The organism is Occallatibacter sp. (assembly GCF_049582745.1).
Lineage (GTDB): Bacteria > Acidobacteriota > Terriglobia > Terriglobales > Acidobacteriaceae > Telmatobacter.
In genome coordinates this window covers 44,569-61,571 of sequence record NZ_JBAUUO010000087.1, presented here as the reverse complement: position 1 = coordinate 61,571, position 17,003 = coordinate 44,569, and the positions used below count along the sequence as shown (strand labels likewise).

General features: G+C 58.2%; 16 protein-coding genes. 7 read left to right on the top strand and 9 right to left on the bottom strand.

The genetic code is table 11. The features are described from left to right. Positions 1–351: 351 nt before the first annotated feature. The 4 genes from WCA10_RS14295 to WCA10_RS14280 form a co-directional block, all read right to left on the bottom strand. Positions 352–696 carry a hypothetical protein gene (locus WCA10_RS14295; RefSeq protein ID WP_472823207.1) on the bottom strand — a complete coding sequence of 115 codons (345 nt, stop codon included), beginning with the start codon at positions 694–696 and terminating at the stop codon, positions 352–354. Between the two features lie 342 nt (positions 697–1,038). Further along, positions 1,039–1,380, bottom strand: coding sequence for a hypothetical protein (locus WCA10_RS14290; RefSeq protein WP_472823206.1), 342 nt, complete (start codon positions 1,378–1,380; stop codon positions 1,039–1,041). A 243-nt stretch (positions 1,381–1,623) separates the two neighbouring features. Then, positions 1,624–2,106 carry a hypothetical protein gene (locus WCA10_RS14285; RefSeq protein WP_472823205.1) on the bottom strand — a complete coding sequence of 161 codons (483 nt, stop codon included), beginning with the start codon at positions 2,104–2,106 and terminating at the stop codon, positions 1,624–1,626. Between the two features lie 538 nt (positions 2,107–2,644). Further along, positions 2,645–4,156 (bottom strand): hemolysin family protein, encoded by a 1,512-nt coding sequence (locus WCA10_RS14280; protein WP_472823204.1) that lies wholly within the window; start codon positions 4,154–4,156, stop codon positions 2,645–2,647. Positions 4,157–4,415: 259 nt separating this feature from the next. Between WCA10_RS14280 and WCA10_RS14275 the strand changes: the two genes are divergently transcribed. Then, entirely contained in the window at positions 4,416–5,618 is a 1,203-nt protein-coding gene (locus WCA10_RS14275) for an efflux RND transporter periplasmic adaptor subunit (RefSeq protein WP_472823203.1), read from the top strand. Positions 5,619–6,047: 429 nt separating this feature from the next. After that, on the top strand, positions 6,048–6,881 hold the full coding sequence (locus tag WCA10_RS14270) for a DUF4097 family beta strand repeat-containing protein (RefSeq protein WP_472823202.1): 834 nt from the start codon (positions 6,048–6,050) through the stop codon (positions 6,879–6,881). A 192-nt stretch (positions 6,882–7,073) separates the two neighbouring features. On the opposite strand, the gene WCA10_RS14265 is transcribed toward WCA10_RS14270, so the two are convergent. Beyond that, positions 7,074–7,796 (bottom strand): HAD family acid phosphatase, encoded by a 723-nt coding sequence (locus WCA10_RS14265; RefSeq protein WP_472823201.1) that lies wholly within the window; start codon positions 7,794–7,796, stop codon positions 7,074–7,076. Positions 7,797–8,217: 421 nt separating this feature from the next. On the opposite strand from WCA10_RS14265, the gene WCA10_RS14260 reads away from it, so the two are divergent. From WCA10_RS14260 to WCA10_RS14250, 3 genes are all read left to right on the top strand, one after another. After that, a complete protein-coding gene (locus WCA10_RS14260; protein ID WP_472823200.1) occupies positions 8,218–8,412 on the top strand; it encodes an SEC-C metal-binding domain-containing protein in 195 nt (64 codons plus the stop codon). 91 nt (positions 8,413–8,503) lie between these two features. Further along, positions 8,504–9,232 carry an HAD-IA family hydrolase gene (locus WCA10_RS14255; protein ID WP_472823199.1) on the top strand — a complete coding sequence of 243 codons (729 nt, stop codon included), beginning with the start codon at positions 8,504–8,506 and terminating at the stop codon, positions 9,230–9,232. 216 nt (positions 9,233–9,448) lie between these two features. Further along, entirely contained in the window at positions 9,449–12,142 is a 2,694-nt protein-coding gene (locus WCA10_RS14250) for a TonB-dependent receptor (RefSeq protein WP_472823198.1), read from the top strand. Between the two features lie 158 nt (positions 12,143–12,300). Here WCA10_RS14250 and WCA10_RS14245 read toward each other — a convergent pair whose 3' ends face one another. Then, the gene (locus tag WCA10_RS14245) at positions 12,301–12,786 is read right to left on the bottom strand and encodes a DinB family protein (protein ID WP_472823197.1); all 486 of its coding nucleotides are present in this window, start codon (positions 12,784–12,786) and stop codon (positions 12,301–12,303) included. Positions 12,787–12,942: 156 nt separating this feature from the next. Next, a complete protein-coding gene (locus tag WCA10_RS14240; RefSeq protein ID WP_472823196.1) occupies positions 12,943–13,407 on the bottom strand; it encodes a low affinity iron permease family protein in 465 nt (154 codons plus the stop codon). 617 nt (positions 13,408–14,024) lie between these two features. Between WCA10_RS14240 and WCA10_RS14235 the strand changes: the two genes are divergently transcribed. After that, a complete protein-coding gene (locus WCA10_RS14235; RefSeq protein ID WP_472823195.1) occupies positions 14,025–14,606 on the top strand; it encodes a hypothetical protein in 582 nt (193 codons plus the stop codon). Between the two features lie 22 nt (positions 14,607–14,628). Next, on the top strand, positions 14,629–15,612 hold the full coding sequence (locus tag WCA10_RS14230) for a TIGR01777 family oxidoreductase (protein ID WP_472823194.1): 984 nt from the start codon (positions 14,629–14,631) through the stop codon (positions 15,610–15,612). Between the two features lie 15 nt (positions 15,613–15,627). On the opposite strand, the gene WCA10_RS14225 is transcribed toward WCA10_RS14230, so the two are convergent. Together WCA10_RS14225 and WCA10_RS14220 are read right to left on the bottom strand one after the other, a co-directional pair. Further along, complete coding sequence (locus WCA10_RS14225) at positions 15,628–16,083, bottom strand: hypothetical protein (protein ID WP_472823193.1); 456 nt, start codon at positions 16,081–16,083, stop codon at positions 15,628–15,630. Between the two features lie 207 nt (positions 16,084–16,290). Beyond that, complete coding sequence (locus WCA10_RS14220) at positions 16,291–17,001, bottom strand: Crp/Fnr family transcriptional regulator (protein WP_472823192.1); 711 nt, start codon at positions 16,999–17,001, stop codon at positions 16,291–16,293. Positions 17,002–17,003: the final 2 nt, after the last annotated feature.

The following is a 17,003-nucleotide window of genomic DNA, read 5'->3' as shown; positions in this document are numbered from 1 at the left end:
CTTCCGAAAAACGCCAAGCGCTTTCGTCTTGGCCATTTCAAAATCTTAGTTTAGTAATGGGCCGGCGGGGATCCCGGCGGCTGAGCCACCGATTCATTAGACATGGAAGCCACGCAGAAGCTTATCGGAAAACCAAGATTCCGGTATCCAGGAACAAACTTAGGTTAGATCCACCTGTTGACCTTAGATGCAGAATCAGGCCAACCTCCTGGCTCGCGCCACTCCGCGCGACGGATGCACTTTGCCAACCCGCAATTCCGCTCAAGCAGAAAAGGAGAGCAAAAGGCTGCTGATTGCGCAGGAATTACGCGCGATCGCGCCCGCTCTCCTCGGTTCTGCCGCGGAAAAATCCTAGAACTGCCGGCTGTACTTTCTCACGTCGCGGATACCCCCGCCGATTCCCAATACGTGATCGATGCGGCGCTGAAATGGATCCGCAGGAACCGCTTCCAGCCCGCCACGCGCCTCGACGGACCCTTCCCCTGCGCTTTCCGTCTGCGCAGCCGACGCCGCAACTGAAGCATGTTCGGCTGGTTCTTCCCCTTCGGCAACGATCGGCTGCAAAACTTGAACGAGCTTCTCGATGTGTTCTTTGCGAACGCGGAGCCGCTCAAACTCCGCACTGATCTCGATCAATTCTGCATTCGCGGCGTCATACGCTACACGATAGATTTCAACGTGTCCTTGCGGTTTCATGCCTTCTCCCCGGCGCGTAGTCTAGCACGCATAGAAGGACGAAAAGTAAGAGTCAATAGTAAGAGTTACTGCGTCTCCGCGCCGGACTCAAGAGTTGGGATTGCCCAACCACGACGCCGTGTGATCTCAGTCATGACGTAGTTTCCCGGGGTTTCGGTCGAGAGCCGGGTACCCTGGTGCCCTCTGGGCGGGTGAGTCGGGAGGGTGATATCGCGTCTTGAGCGGGAAACAACGAGCCCAGATCCGCCCTTGCAACCAAACGACTCCCAGGAGGCACAAAAAAGCTCAACGCCAGGGAGGTGCAGCGCACCTCCCGTCGTTGAGCCTGTTCTGTTGCCGGCTCTATAACTGCCGGCTGAACTTCCGTCCCACTCCGTGTCCAAGGGCGCTGTCGAGTCGACGCGCAAACGGATCCGATGAGGCGCCGTTCGAACCCTGGTACTGATACGTCGGAACTTCTTCTAGCGCTTGGGCGGCCTCGTTAGCGGCATCGGAAGCGCTCTGCACCGCGGCGGCGGCAGCGGCGGCCTCTTCGGCTCCGAGCAGCGGCTTGAGAGCCATCACGACCTTCTCAATCCGATCTTTGCGCGCCCTGAGTTCCTCGAACGTACCCAGGATGTCATTCAATTCCGAGTTCGCCGAGTCAAACGCAACCCGGTAGACTTCACCTTGATTGGGCTTCATATCGATCTCCACATTGGCGAATTTAGCATGATTCCCGAAGCCCGCAAGATATTCCTTCTGCAACTATCATGTTAGTACCATCTCCAACAAAATGAAACATATAGACGCGGCCAGGCGCTCTCCGCTATTGGCGGGGAGCGCCTGTCTGGGTTGACCATTTCCGCTTCCATTTCGGCGGAACGGTCCGCATTTTATGGCCCTTCCTTTGACTACTTCTTCACGATTGGCCCGATGCTGCTATTGCTATATAGGCGACAGAAGCCCCTCCGGCCGCTGCTGCCACCCCCACAATGCGTCGTCGATGCGTCGCTGGAACGGATCAGCGGTGGGCTGCCGGAAATATGCAACCTGCTCCGGCGTCGCCTCGTCCAGTGCATGCACCGGCTCGAGAACCTGGTCCGTCTCTTCCTCGTGCGCTTCCACGCGAGCCGGTTCCGGCTTCTCAGCCTCCATTCCCGGTCCCGTGATCTTCATGAAGGTGAATTCGATTGGTTCTTCAGAAACTGTCTGTTCAACCACGGGCGCGGGGGCGAACTCGGGTGCAAAGAACGATGGGCTCGCCTCAACGGTTGGGGTCTCGGACTGCAGACCGATGAAAGGCCGGAGAGCCTCAACAATCTTCTCGATCTGTTCCTTCTTGGCTTTCAATAACTCAAACTGCGTAACAATGCCGTTGAGTTCCGCAGTCGCCTGGTCAAGTGCGAATCGATAGGTTTCTTGTCTCATAGTCAACCCTTGGTGGCATTGTGTAGCACCTTGGTGTTACCAAACAAGTGATAAGTAACTCCAGTCCGAATTACTCCTGTAACGTAAGTAACATATACCGCATGGACTTTCGCGTTCCTTCGGAGACTTGCTTCCAGCCCCCTCTTCGCCCATGGCAAGCCGCTCCGCCCCTCAACTGCCGCTAAACCACTGAAAACAAGCCGCAAATAACCGAAGCTTTGCAGTCTATTTCTCTCAATTCGCTACCCTTTATCCATGACCAGGCGAAATCAGCGTGGCTCCGGTACCCCCACTTCTCACGGGAACGAACAGGGACACCCCGCATCTCTATGTAGATTCTGCTTTTCTTCGCTCAACTATGCATAGAGCTTTTACTCACAACTGCATAGAGCTTTTACTCACAATAGGTTACAGTCGAGAATTCAACAGAAATACGCACCCGAATCAGTGCAATTCACCGCGGACAATCCAATCGAGGCAGATCGAGACTCGCAGGCGCCACATTCCGCTCCGGTCGATTCAGGGTCACAACTTCGATTCAGGATGAAGCCGAATTGCGGGAGTCGGCCGCAGTGATGCTCTCCGCCTCGCCAGCCGGCTCGATGGAATCGACGCGTATCTTCGCGATGCGGCGCCCTTCCATCTCGGCCACTGTAAGCCGCCGTCCATCATATTCCACGCTCTCGCCCGCCTTGGGAATGTGCCCAAGCCGCGTCAGCATGAATCCCGCGATGGTCTCCACGCCCCCATCGCGCGGCAGGCTCCATTGCATCTGTGTCTCCAGGTCGCGCAGGTTTGCGCTTCCCTCCAGCACCAGAGTTCCCTGCGCGTTGGCAAGCACCGGGCGCGCAGGATCGTCGAACTCGTCTTCCAGCTCTCCGGTAAGCTGCTCGATGGCGTCTTCCGCAGTGACGAGACCTACGATCGATCCATACTCGTCGACAACAATCGCCATCTGTCGCCGTCGCTTTTGAAACTCGCGCAGCAGCGCCAGCGCCGACTTCGTTTCCGGCACTACCAGCACCTCGCGCATTACCTGCCGCAGCCGCAGTTCCATGAATGGCAGGCCAAGTTGCGGATTCGCAGGACGTGAGGCGGTCGCATCAATCGGGCTCTGCTGTGCTGCCGTGCGCTGCTGCGATTTGGGCCGGAAGAACATCAGCCGGGAAAGATCCTTCGAGTAGACGACGCCGATAATGTGCTCTGGCCCCCGCGTCTCGTCGTATACCGGAACACGAGAGTTCATGTGCTCGATCACCTGCGCGCTGGCCTCTTCAATCGGCATGTTCGATGGCAGTGAAAAGATGCGCTGACGCGGCGTCATGATCTCCCGCACTGGCACATCGTCCAGCTCAATGGCCCGATGAATCAGCGTTTCCTGAAAGCGCGGCAGCAGCCCGAGGCGTCGCGCCGCCGTGGTGATCAGTTTCAGTTCCTCGGGCGAGTGGACGGCGGCGCGTTCCGTGATCGGAATATCGAAGCCGCGAAGAATGACAGCAGCCGAGCCCTTCAGCAGGCGCACCGCGGGCCGCGCCATCCGCATGAAGATCAGCATCGGCGGCGCAACGGCGACCGCAAGCGCTTCGGCACGGCGCAGCGCAAGAGATTTGGGAACAAGTTCGCCGATCGTCACATGAAAGTACGTGATGAGGGCAAAGCCGATGGCAACGGCCGCAATGGAGGCCGCATGCGCATAAATCTCCGCGTGGGTGGGCGGCTGCGGCAGCAGGTCTATCCATCCCAGAACGACGCCCGCGGCCAGCGGCTCGCCGATCCAGCCAATGGCCAGCGAACACAGCGTTACGCCGAGCTGAACAGCCGGCAAAAAGTACTCGAGTTCGTGCTGCAGGCGCCGAACCGCCCGCGCGCCCGGCACCTTGGCGGCTAAGAGCTGTTCGATGCGCGTGTCGCGTGTGCTCACCATGGCGAATTCGGCGGCCACAAAGAAGGCATTGGCCAGAATCAGCATGGCGACAGCGACAACCTGGAGAAGCGGCAAACCGTGCATCTCGGTTGTGAGGATAGCATTCGCACCGCGCCTGCCCAACATGATGCTCGATTGGCCGCTCACTAATACCGGATCGGCCGAGTCATAGCCATGTCTGGAACTAACCGGGCGCGAAGTGCGTATCCGATTACAGCCGGTAGAGCGACTGAAACGGGTGCCGACTCTGCTTCGTTCTTTATTTTGGAATTGAAATTGCTGGTACCGGTTGCGGAGTTTCCATTCTTCAGCGGGCGTTCGGCTCATTCATTTGGTTTTCATATTCGGGGAGCGAGAGGCTCCAGGTTGATGTTGGGGGTGCTCCATGGCTTCGCGGAAAAGCAAAAAAATCTGGATCTGGATTGGTTCGGTTGCGCTGCTGGTAATTGTGGTGATTGGCGTTGGGGCGGCACGTTTGGTGCGGTCGACGAGTATCGATCCCAACCGCATCGCCAAAGTGCAGCGCGGTGACGTATTGCGGTCCGTAGTCGCGACCGGGAAAATTCAGCCCATCACCAAGGTGGAAGTCAAAAGCAAGGCATCCGGCATCGTCACCAAACTCTACGCAGACATCAATAACAAGGTTCGCAAAGGGCAGCCGCTGGCGCAGCTCGATCAGCAGGAAATTGAAGCCCAGGTGGAAGCACAGCGGGCGCAGCTTGCCGGGGCAGAGGCAAACGTCGCCACATTTGAAGCGAACATCGTACAGGACAAGGTGAATGCCTCCGCCCCCGATCTGCCCATGTACAAGGCCACCCTCGACCGCAATCAACAGCTGTCGAAAGAAGGCATTGTGAGCCGGCAGGCGCTGGATGATGCGAACAAGGACTACCTCGCCGCCCTAACCCGCCGCGATTCAGCCAAGGCACAAATTGGCGTCGACACTGCCAAGCTGAAACAGGCAAAGGCGCAGGTGGCCCAAAGTCAGGCTAGCCTAAAGCAGCTTGAAGAGCAGTTAAGCTACACCACGATCGTGGCTCCCATGGATGGCGAAATCCTGTCGCGCGATGTGGAGATGGGCGACGCCGTCAGTTCCATCCTCGTGCTCGGTTCGACAGCCACCCTTGTGATGACCGAAGGCGATGTGAATCAGGTCTACGTCCAGGGCAAGGTGGATGAATCTGATATCGCGCACGTCTACATGGGACAGCCCGCGCGCATCAAGGTCGAGAGCTTTCGCGACCGCGTCTTTAACGGCAAGGTCACCAAGATCGCTCCGCTCGGTGTTGAAAAGGATAACGTCACTACCTTCGAAGTGCGCGTAAGCATCGACAATCCCGGCGGCGAACTCAAAGCCAACATGACCGCCAACGCCGAGATCATGCTCGACGAGCACAAAGGTGTGCTCATGGTTCCTGAAAACGCTGTGAGCTACGACGCGCAGAAGAATTCTTTCGTGCAGGTTCCCGACAAGAATCAGAAAGACGGCACGCGCAAAGTCGCCGTGGCCGTCGGCCTCTCCAACGGCTCGCAGACTGAGATCGTCAAGGGCCTCAAAGAGGGCGACCAGGTCGTACTGCAGCAATAAAGCAGTTGTGAGTTAGGAGTTCGATGTTTTGAGTTAACGATTTCTTGTTAACAACGGTGCGATTCCAAACGTCATCCCTGTAGCAGCGCAACTCAAGGGAGAATATGTGCGAAAGATCGGTCTCATTCGGGTCGCTCACGCACCGTGGGCAGATTGTTCAGTGCCGCACAACAGTGTTCGCAAACGGACACTCGACGCGCGGTTGTCTACCTCTCCTCCAAAGCCGGGCGCACTCAAACCAGTGAAGTTGCAGCGGACTGTGCTTTTGGCAACGCGCATGCTCATCCCTACGACGTGGAGTTTATTTCCCTCCCCCATCAACCAACGGCAACGATGAACGAAGCAAGGTCAGAGGCCACAAATCGGGAACAGGTGAGCTGAATCAGAATCCAGTGCTCTGACCACAGAACCAGAAGTGAATCGAGGAACATGATGAAGCGATTTGCATTTGCAGCAGCCATTCTGGCTCTCGCCGCTGTTCCGGCGCTAGCCAACGAAGCGACCTTCGAGCGCAACCTCACCGTCAATGGGCACGTGGAGTTGGCGGTCTCAACAGGCTCCGGACATATCCACATCACGCACGGCTCCGGCGACCGGGTCCACATCGTCGGCCATGTGAAGTCCAACTGGGGCGCCAACGAAGCTAAGGTGCAGGAGATTGCGAATAATCCACCTGTCGAGCAGACCGGAAATATCATTCGCATCGGCCAGCGCCACGAGAACTACCACAACATCAGCATCGACTACGATATTGAAGCGCCGGCGAATTCCTTTCTCGAGGCCAACTCAGGCTCCGGCGACATTAACGACGATGGCGTTGGCGAAAATGCAAAGCTCGGAACCGGCTCAGGCGGCATTCATGCCACTGGCCTGCAGGGCGGTTTCATCGCCAATACAGGTTCCGGCAACATCTACGCCGAGCAGACCGGCCAGGGCGACGTGAAGGCGCAGACTGGCTCCGGCACCGTCGAATTGAAAAACCTGCATGGAAGCCTCCGCGCTGGCACCGGATCGGGCAACATTAAGGTCGCGGGCACACCGACTTCCGATTGGAAGCTCGAAACCGGCTCTGGCAGCGTTGAATTCTGGGCTGGCGATGCCGGCTTCACACTCGATGCTTCGACGGGCTCCGGCTCCGTACACACCGATCAGGAAATGGCTGTGCAGGGATCGTTTGACAAGCACCACATCGTTGGCAAGGTGCATGGCGGCGGACCGACCGTGCGCATCGAAACCGGTTCAGGCGACGTTCGCGTTCATTGATTTGTAAATGTTGTTGCGGCCGGGTCTGGGTGGCTGGGTTGGGCCGCGCAACGGGCAGCAGTTTGACCAACAAGTTCGTTCCTCAGGCGAGGCTTCGGAGTTCTGCCATCAGACCGCGATGACATTGCTCAACCTCCTGGGAGGCCTCGCCTGCCTTTTTCCCCTCCCCCAATTCCTGATCCTGCCCTCCCGTTACTTGATGAAGTAAAACGGGTCAGGATATTTCACTGAGAATTCCGCCTCGGGATTGCCCCGCAGATCGCTCCACTGGTCGCCGACGTTGAGGATGATCCGATATCCTGCCGCCGCAATCTTTGCGCGCTCCGCCGATTTGTACGCAAGCGCGTTCATCTTCGCCTGCTCCGGCTTGCGCATGATGAGTTGCTGCCACGTGCCGAATCCCCGCAGCCGCAGATTGGTCTCCGTCGATGTGCGCTGCACCTCCGGTCGTCCCGTAAGAAAAAATACCCTCACGCCCAGTCGTTGCGCTTCGTTGTAGATGCGCAGCGTACCTGGAATGGCCGGTGCCTGCGCCGACTCGACCCATGCATTGAAGGCCTTGCTGTCGTACTCGAAGTTCGCACCTGACATCTCCTCCCAATTCGACAATGTCGTCTCATCGATATCCAGAACAAGAGCCAATTTATCGTTGTCACAGCGATGCGCGCGCGCTTCGAGGAAAGCAACTGCACGGTCCGCCTCAAGATCCAGATCCTTCGCATAACAACCGCACGTGCAGGTGCATGCGTGGTATTGCCGCAATTCCGACTTCACCGCATTCACCTTGTCGAGCAGTGGGCCAAGGTTCGGGATGCTTTCGCTGCGCGCGACGGGTGCCGTGTGCGGCTCCTGTGCGACTACGATGGGAACCGCGAGCATCAGCAGCAGCGAGAGGCGAGTGAATCTGAATTTCATCGATCTGTTTCCCTTCATTGGCATGAAGTTGCATTTTCGCACTGCGGAGAACATTTTGGGAGCGCGCGGTGTCCATACAAATGAGGGTTCTGCCAATGCAAGGAGAAAACCCACATCCGGAAGAGGCGCAGTTGGCCCGGAGTCTCCAGCAAATGTGGCCCCATCGCGAGCACGAGTCGGGCGCGTTGCGGGCGTTGATGTGCCGTCTGGGAATGCACCTCTGGCTACAACCGGATTACAGCGGCTTTGCGCCACGCCGGGCGGTGCGGTTCTGCCTGTGGTGCCCGTGCGTGGAGATTGATGGGCGGCTCTATCGTTGAATGGCCACGCAGAGCGAACCATTGAGCGCCTCACCCGACTTCAGGTTCTGCTAATATCGAACCATCCCAACACAGGAGAAAACATATGATTATCGACGACTTTGAAGAACTCTCCTGCTTTCGAGCGCAGCAGTAAGCGCCGTAAAGGCTATCCTTCCGAGACAAACGTAAAACGTGGACTCCGAATTGTTCGGGGTGAAAAAGAGTTGCGCGAAAAACTTGGCCGGAACGATTTGTGCCCCTGCGGATCCGGGAGGAGCTTTCAAGAAATGTTGCCTGAAATGCGGCAGATTTGACGGCTCGAACCGCAATTACTTTTTTCCGCGAGTAGTGCGAACCATGGGACTGGCGGCGTCTTTCGTCTGCTGGTCCCATTACACTGGAAACATGATTCGGGTTTTCCGTCCTGTGCCTGTCGACCGCCTCAAGCTACTGGTATTCGACCTTGACGGCACGCTCATCGATTCGGCCCAGGATCTCTGCAACAGCGTCAACGCCACATTGGAAAATTTCGGCCGGCCGAAGCTCTCCGACGAAATCATCGCCGGATACATCGGCAACGGCGCCCTCATGCTTGTGCGCCGTGCCTTCGCCACCGATGACGGCCGCGAACCGGGCGATGAGCTTCTCGCCGAAGCGTACAAATTTTTCCTCGACTACTATCGCGAGCACAAGCTCGACTACACCTACGCCTACGATGGCGTACTTGAAGCACTCAGCGCCCTGCACCAGGTCCACGACCAACTTGACGTGCCGGCGCGCGCCATGGCCGTGCTTACCAACAAGCCCGTGCGTCCCGCGCAGGCCATCTGCGAAGCGCTGGGACTCGCCCCCTACTTTCTGCGCATCTATGGCGGCAACAGTTTCGCAACCAAAAAGCCCGACCCCGAGGGGCTGCTTTCGCTGATGAAGGATGCAGGCGCCACGCCCGAGCAGACCGTGATGATCGGCGACAGCCAGGTGGATGTGCTCACCGCCCGCAACGCAGGCGCCTGGGTCATTGGCTGCACCTTCGGCCTCGCTCCGGGAAGCCTCGAAGCCATCCCCCCCGATGTGCTCGTCGATTCACCCGCAGACTGGACAGCCGCCCTGAGTCCTGCGAGAATTGAATCATAAGGGCGCCTCACACAAGACTGCAAGTGCGTAAGCTGCATGGAGTTAGAGCGCAGTCAAAGATCGTTCCGCAGAGAAGATCCAGGGGATCAACCATATCTCCCCTGACATTCGCCGGCCACGAGTGTCTGTCTCCCGCCGCGGACCGGGGTGCCTGATTGCAAGCACAGTGCGAGCCAGTCCTCCTGGTCTCGATGTTGGGTAATGCTGGAGATTTGAATGCTTCGCTTTTTTGCTTTGGTTGTATTGTTGCTGTCGCCCGCCGCGATTCTTGCCGGTAATTCTTCGAATTCCAATGCAAAGCCCGCACCTGCCGCCACCGTTCAAGGAGTGGTCGCCGACCCCACAGGTGCGATTGTGCCCAACGCCGAGGTCGACCTGGTCGATACCGATGGATCGATCGCCGGCACCACAAAGTCAGACGGTATAGGAAACTTTCTGATGGCCGCGCCTCACTCCGGCAGTTTCACGCTGGTCATCTCTGAGCCCGGCTTTGAGACCGTTCACCTTCCGGTCACAGTCCGGCCTAACGTGGTTGCGGCCGCGGCCCCTGCAGCCCACGTCATGGCTGCGCCGCTCCACATCACGCTGCCCATCGCCTCAGTCGCCACCAATGTCCGCGTAAACGGCGATACCGACGAAGATCTGACGGCATCCGAAGACAATCGCGATTCCTCGGTGATGTCTTCGAGCGATTTGAAAGCGTTACCAATCTTCGACAACGACTATGTCACCGCGATGAGTTCCTTTCTGGATGACAGCGCGTCGGCGACGGGCGGGTCCGGCTTGATGGTCGATGGCGTCGAGGCCAACCGCGTAACCGTGTCCCCCTCGGCGGTCCAGGAAGTGCGCATCAACCAGGACCCCTATTCCGCGCAGTATTACTGGCCCGGCCGCGGGCAGATGGAGATCATCACCAAGTCCGCCGCCGACAAATATCACGGCCAGTTCAATTTCCTCTTTCGCGACTCCGCCCTGAATGCGCAGAACGCACTTGCCCCGTCGAAGCCTTTCGAGCAGCGGCGCGTGTATGAGGGCAGCATGACCGGCCCGATCTTCTTTGCAAAGAAGAGCAGCTTTCTCTTGAGCTTCAATCGCGCCGAAGAAGACCTTGATTCCGTCGTCAATGCAACAGTTCTTCCCACCACCGCCGATCCAAGCGGTCTCTTCCAGGCCAATGTCGCCGCTCCCACGCGCGACACCGAATTCAGCATCCGCGCTGCCCACCAGTTCGGCGACAAGTACTCTGCCTATGCACAGTACAGCTACGAAAACTGGACCGGGCAGAACCAGGGCGTCGGCGGCCAGTCGCTTGCCGACAGCGGTTACAACAGCAAGTACCATGAAGACGATACGGTTGTGCACGTCGACTCGACGCTCTCCGCCGTGCTGCTCAACCAGTTTTCCGTCGTCGGCGAGCACGACTTCAATACCCACGCCAACGCGTTTGACGCGCCGAAGGTGAATGTTGCCGGCGACTTCATCGGCGGCTCTGCGCAGGGTGATTACCTCAGCACTGAATACAACTTCCGCATCTTCGACATGGTTACGTGGAACCACGGCCGCCACACCTTCAAGCTCGGCGCCGGCGTTCCACACATGAACCGCCGCGCTTTCGACGACAACACCAACGCACTCGGCACCTATACCTTCGGCCCCACGCTGAATGCGAATGGCAGCGTCGCCCAGTCGGCTCTCCAGAACTACGCCAACAATCTACCCTCGGGTTTTTCGCAAAACACCGGCGACGTCCACTTCATCTACCACCAGCAGGAGATGGGCACATTCATACAGGACCAGTTCAAGATCAACGCGCGCTTCGCCATCACGCCCGGCGTGCGCTATGACTGGCAGAACTTCCTGGCAAGCAAACGCCTCGGCTTCTCGCCCCGTGTCTCGTTCGCATGGGTGCTCGATCAGGATTCGAAGACTGTAGTGCGCGGCGGCGGCGGAGTCTACTACGACCGCTTCGGCTCAGGACCGCTGCTCGACCTCGCGCGCTATGAGAATGCGCGGCGTCGCTCTGTGCAGATTTCTCTGAGCCCGGCCAACGAACCTGCGACGGGATGCGTGCCCGTCAGTTCCTGCACCACCGTTACCGAACAGCCCGCAAACCTGGCCCAGCTTGCTCCCAATGCGGCAATTCCCTACCAGATCCAGTACGGACTCTCCATCGAGCGCCAGCTCGGCGAGAAGGCCACCGGCATCGTCAGCGCCTACCAGACCCGCGGCATCCACGAGTTCCGTTCCGTCGACATCAACGCGCCGACTTCGGAGTCTGGTTACACCGTGCGCCCCGATCCCAACTTCGGAATGATCCGCCAGATGCAGCCCTATGCGTTCATGGAGGGCAACGGCCTCGACGTGTCCTTCCGTGGCCGCGTCAACAAGCACTTCACCGGCTTCGGGCGCTACACCTGGTCCCACTTCGAGTCCAACACCGGCGGCATCGGCTGGTTCCCGCAGAATCAGTTCGCCCCCAATGACGAGTGGTCCAACGCCAGCTTTGACCGGCGCAACCGGCTCGGCATGTACGCCATGGTCAATCCCAAGAGTGTTTACAACATCGCCGCCGGCGTCTTCGCCAACACCGGCCGGCCGTGGACCATCACGACCGGCAGCGATCTCTATGGGGATTCTCTCTTCAACACGCGGCCCGACGACGTCGGTCGCGACACTGAGAACGCTCCATCTTATGTGGACCTGGACCTGCGCTGGGGCCACGACTTCGCCATCACCGCCAACAAGGACGAAGATGCTCCGCGCGTGGGCCTGTCCGCGGGCGCATTCAACCTGCTGAACCACCAGAACCCCTCGAGCATCGACACCGTGGAAACTTCGCCAACTTTCGGCGACGTCACTGCGGACGGCCCGCCCCGCCGCATCCAGCTCGGCATGCGCGTGGAATTCTAGGGTCTAAAGTTCTCTTGTTTTAGGGGATTCAGAATTCGCTTAATGCGTTGTCATTCCGACCGACCCTTCGCAAAGCGAAGGGGAGTGGAGGAACCTGCAGTTGCTTTTCAGCACTCTCTCCACTCGCCCCGCACTCCGGAAAAGTCCTCACTGACAGCTCACCGCTCCCAGAAATGAGGCGGCTCAATTCCCAGCGCACGCAGATACACATACCCCTGGCCGCGATGGTGAATCTCATTGTCGATCCCGTAGCGGATAATATCGACGCCGCGCATTTCCCACTGGCCAAATGCCTTGTCCACCTCGTTGAACCGATGCGGCGGAATCTGCGCAAACACTTCGTCCAGCCTGGCTGTCTGCTCATCCCAAATCCGCAACAAGTCAGCCTTCGTGGTCACTTTCGCCTTCGATAGATCGAACTCCGCCCACTTCCCCGTAGCGACACCTTCCGCAATCGGCACTGCCATGCGGATAAACTCCCACGCCAACTCCGAGAACGGCCGCATGCCGCCAACTGAGAATTCGAAAAGCTTGTCTTCAGGAAACGCTTCAATCACCCTGCGTGTAAGCCGCCGGTGTCCCTGCCAGTTCTTCAGGATGTCGTTCGCCGTCTCCACGCCCACTTCTGCAATCGCGGTTGTCATATCGGTTTTCCTCCGGCTCAAATCTGAGCACAAAACAAAGATGACAAACCATACATGACAGAGCATGTCATATTTACGAAATAATTCATACCAGATCGAAAGCTGAAAATCCTCGGCCCTGGAAGGGCGCCTTCAGCGTTATTGCAGGATGGCCGATCACTCGTTCGCAACCGTGTCTGAACCGCCGACCGGATCTTGCTCAAGCGGGCTGCCGGCGGGCTGGCGCTTGATATATGCGGCTCTGATGTTTTCGTATTTTGTCTTCAACTTATCGAGTTCAAGGTCGCTCAAATTCTCGATGTCGATCATCTGATCGCGAGCCTTATCGATGGCGCGAATAAGCTCATTGAGTTTCAAGTTAATCGCTCGAGCGTCCCGGTTCTGTGTGTTCTGGATCAGAAACACCATGAGAAATGTGACGATCGTTGTGCCTGTGTTTATCACCAGTTGCCAGGTATCGGAGAAGTGGAAGACTGGGCCAATGGCCGCCCAGATGACGATGACGATGCCCGCTCCCGCAAACGCCCACTTCGATCCCAGCCATCCTGAAGCAGAGGCGGCAAATTTTCCGAACGCATCATTTGTCGCACGCGTTTGAACTTCCAGGGGCGGCTGCGCCATTGGCATTCCTTCGCTCAATGGCGCGATACGCGAAGCTTGGCGGGAGCCATGGTCTTTGCGAGGTAGCGGCCCACGCTGGGTTTGCGGGGTGTGTAGACAACGGAAGGCCAATGTCGCTCGGGAACCCAATCGCCATTTGCCTCGGAGACCCCGACGCTCTGACCGCAGATCTCGCAGGAGTACACCCCCCAATCAGCTCTTTCCTGACGAGTGCGCAGCAATTGTCGCGTCTGTTCGCTAAGTTTTCCCTTACACGGCTTCGTCAATATCGGCATCGTCCTCATTTCGTGGCCTGCAGTTTGTGAACCACAGGCGGCCTTTGCTTGGTCAACGGGTGGCCAGTTCGTTGCAGGCTGAGAGAAAGACTCTTCCTCAAAGCCTTAGACCACATTGGATGCGGTAAGACGTTCCCGAGGTTTTGCATCTGGCGATTACAAGCACTTTCGCGGTAGACCGCAAGGTCCATCCGCCACCCCTCTCCTACTTAAATTTGCGGTTTTTCACACCTGAGTTGCAGGTTTTTCGGGAATCGAACCAGACTGATTCGCTCCATTTATCTTGGGCTTGCGGGAACCTTTCTCCCGGCCAGCGCGTAGAATTCCTGAGTGAGGGTCGCCATGCCTCAACGCCTGTTTTCTGCCCTGCTGCTGTTCTCTGCACTTCTACTCTCCACAAGCCCCGCGCGCGCCGACAATGACGCGGTGCAGTTTGGCAGCAACATCGTGGTCCCCGAGGGCCAATCCGTGCACGACGCGGTCTGCTTCTTCTGCAGCGTCAACGCCAAAGGCGACATCGATCACGACGTCGTGGTCTTCTTCGGCAACGTACACATCGCGCACCGGTCCCGGCACGACGTTGTGGTCTTCTTCGGCTCCGTGCGCACCGAAGATAATGCCGCGATCGGCCACGATGTGGTGAATTTCTTCGGCAACGTGCACCTGGCAGAGAACGTGACGGTCGGCAACGACCTGGTCGTCATGTTCGGCGGCCTGCATGCTGCCGATTCGGCGAATGTCACAGGCACGCGCTTCGCACAGCCGATATGGGTCTTTTGGACTCCGCTGCTGATTCTGGGCCTGGTTATCGTCCTCGTCGTGCGCGAAATTCGCGCCTCGCAGCGCCGTCGATACTTCGCGGCCTATGGATATCCGCCCATACCGCCGCAGCCGCCAATTCAGCCGGGACCGTCCGCACAATAACCCTTCCGATACACTCGCTTTGATGGAGACGAGCCGTTTTGCGGCAGTGCGTCCGCTGCGCATTGTCATTCCCGGTGGCAGCGGACAGATCGGGACCGTTCTGGCGCGGCACTTCCAGCGCCGCGGCGACCAGGTCATCGTTCTCACCCGCGGACCGCATACGGCCGAGTGGCAGACCGTGCATTGGGACGCGCAGACGCCGGGCCTCTGGACGGACTATCTCGACGGTGCCGACGTCTGTATCAATCTCACCGGCCGCAGCGTCAATTGCCGCTATACGCCTGACAATCGCGTGGAGATTTACAACTCGCGCATTGCATCCACCCGCCTCCTCGGCCAGGTCATCGCATCGCTCGCGAATCCACCCCGCGTTTGGCTCAACGCCTCCACGGCGACCATTTACCGCCATGCCCTCGATCGCCCGATGGACGAGAAGACCGGCGAACTCGGCGGCCGCGAATCCGGAGTGCCCGATACCTGGAACTTTTCCATTCGTGTGGCGCGCGACTGGGAGACGGCATTCTTCAAAGCCGACACACCGAACACCCGCAAAGTGGCAATGCGCTCGGCGATCACCTTCAGCCCGGTCCCAGGAAATGCGTTTGCCGTGTTGTCCAACCTGGTGCGCATAGGACTCGGCGGAAAACAAGGAAACGGACGGCAGTGGGTTTCATGGATTCACGAAGACGACTTCGCCCGTGCCGTGGAGTTCCTGATCGCACGCGAGGATCTCGAAGGCCCGGTCAACATCGCATCCCCGAACCCCGAACAGAATCGCGAATTCATGGCAATCCTGCGCGAAGCCTGGAACATGCCTAATGGAATCCCAGCCCCCGCTCCGCTGCTTGAAATCGCTGCATTCTTCATGCGTACCGAGACCGAGCTGGTGTTGAAGAGCCGCCGCGTGGTTCCCACCAGGCTGCTCAACCGTGGGTTCACGTTCAATATTCCCAACTGGGCCCACGCCGCCGAGGACCTGGTCGAAAAATGGAGACGCAGACCGTAACAAAAATAACGTTAACTAGTGCGGCGTAATATCCGTGACCGGCAGATCCCAGTGCCCTGCGAGGATTTCGAATCGCCGTTGTTCCTCGCGTTTGTAGGTGTCCTGGTCCGGCCAAAGCTGCTTGATCAATGCTTCCTCATCAGGATTTGAGGTCGTCGCAACAGTGGAGTTTTTATAGCGGATGGTGACCCGGTAATCCCAGCGGCCGTCTTCCGTCGTGTGGTACGCGGGCGCCTCGATCTTGATCGAGAGCATGCGGCCGGTGGACTGAATCTTCTTCAATAGCGGGTAGTGATTCTTGAGGAAGAGATCGAGAAACTCCTGCTGATGACCCCATTGCACCTTGTAGTAGTACTCAACGGTATAGGGCTGATCGGCGCTCGTCTGCGGCGGAGCACCTTGCGCCATGAGCGGCGCAGCAATTGCAAATGCAATCAGAAGCGAAAGAATTGCGGGAAGGACCCTGCGCATGGAAGCCTCCTGGAGGTGAATGCAGCTGGTTGGCTGCCATTGTAACGCGAAGGCTTCCGTGCGCATCACTCGGGATTTTTATAAGTGCGCCGCCACGAACCCGGGCCCAACTATATATGTCGATATAAATCGTGGCGGAAAATCAACAACGCAGAAAATCAACAACACTGTCCAACGAACGACTGCAAATCCGTTTGGGATTCTCTCTTACACTCCGGCAAGATGCTCCAGTGCCACTCTGCTGGGGATCTCAAGAATCGAACCGTGAAATGCAACAAGGCGGCGGCTCTTGAACGTCGACAGTGTGCGCGTGACAGTTTCCCGCGATGCACCGATGAATTCGCCAATCTCTTCGTGCGTCAGGCAGAAGCGAACGCGTGTACCCGCGTCGGTTTTCTGGCCGTTCTCGCTCCACTCCAGCAGAAGGCGGGCGAGTTTCTCCGGGGCCGAGCCAGAGAGCGCGACCGTACGCAGTTGCTCACAGGCAACTTTGTACTGCAGGCTCAGTTCCTGCGTCACTACCTGGTACACCTCGGGATGGCGGCTCATGAAAGCGATGAACTGATCGCGCTCGATGATGGCAATGCGCGAGGGATACAAAACCTCGGCCGTCATCTCGCTCGGCAGTCCCGAAAGAACCGATGAGAGACCCAGCACCTCGCCGGCCTTGGCGATACTGAGGATCAGACGCTTGCCCTCGCTTGAGTTGATGGAGAGCTTGACCTCGCCCGACACCACGATGAAGATGCCCTCGGGCGCAGCCTTCTCAGAGAACAGCAGCATGCCCGGTTGATACAGCGTGGGGAACTCCATCGACTCCAGGTCCTGCAGCGCCGCCGGCGAAAGCCCCTTGAAGAATTCGCCTGCCCGTTGACTCTGCCCTTGCGAGGTATTCATCGTATCGCGTGTCATCAGCATTG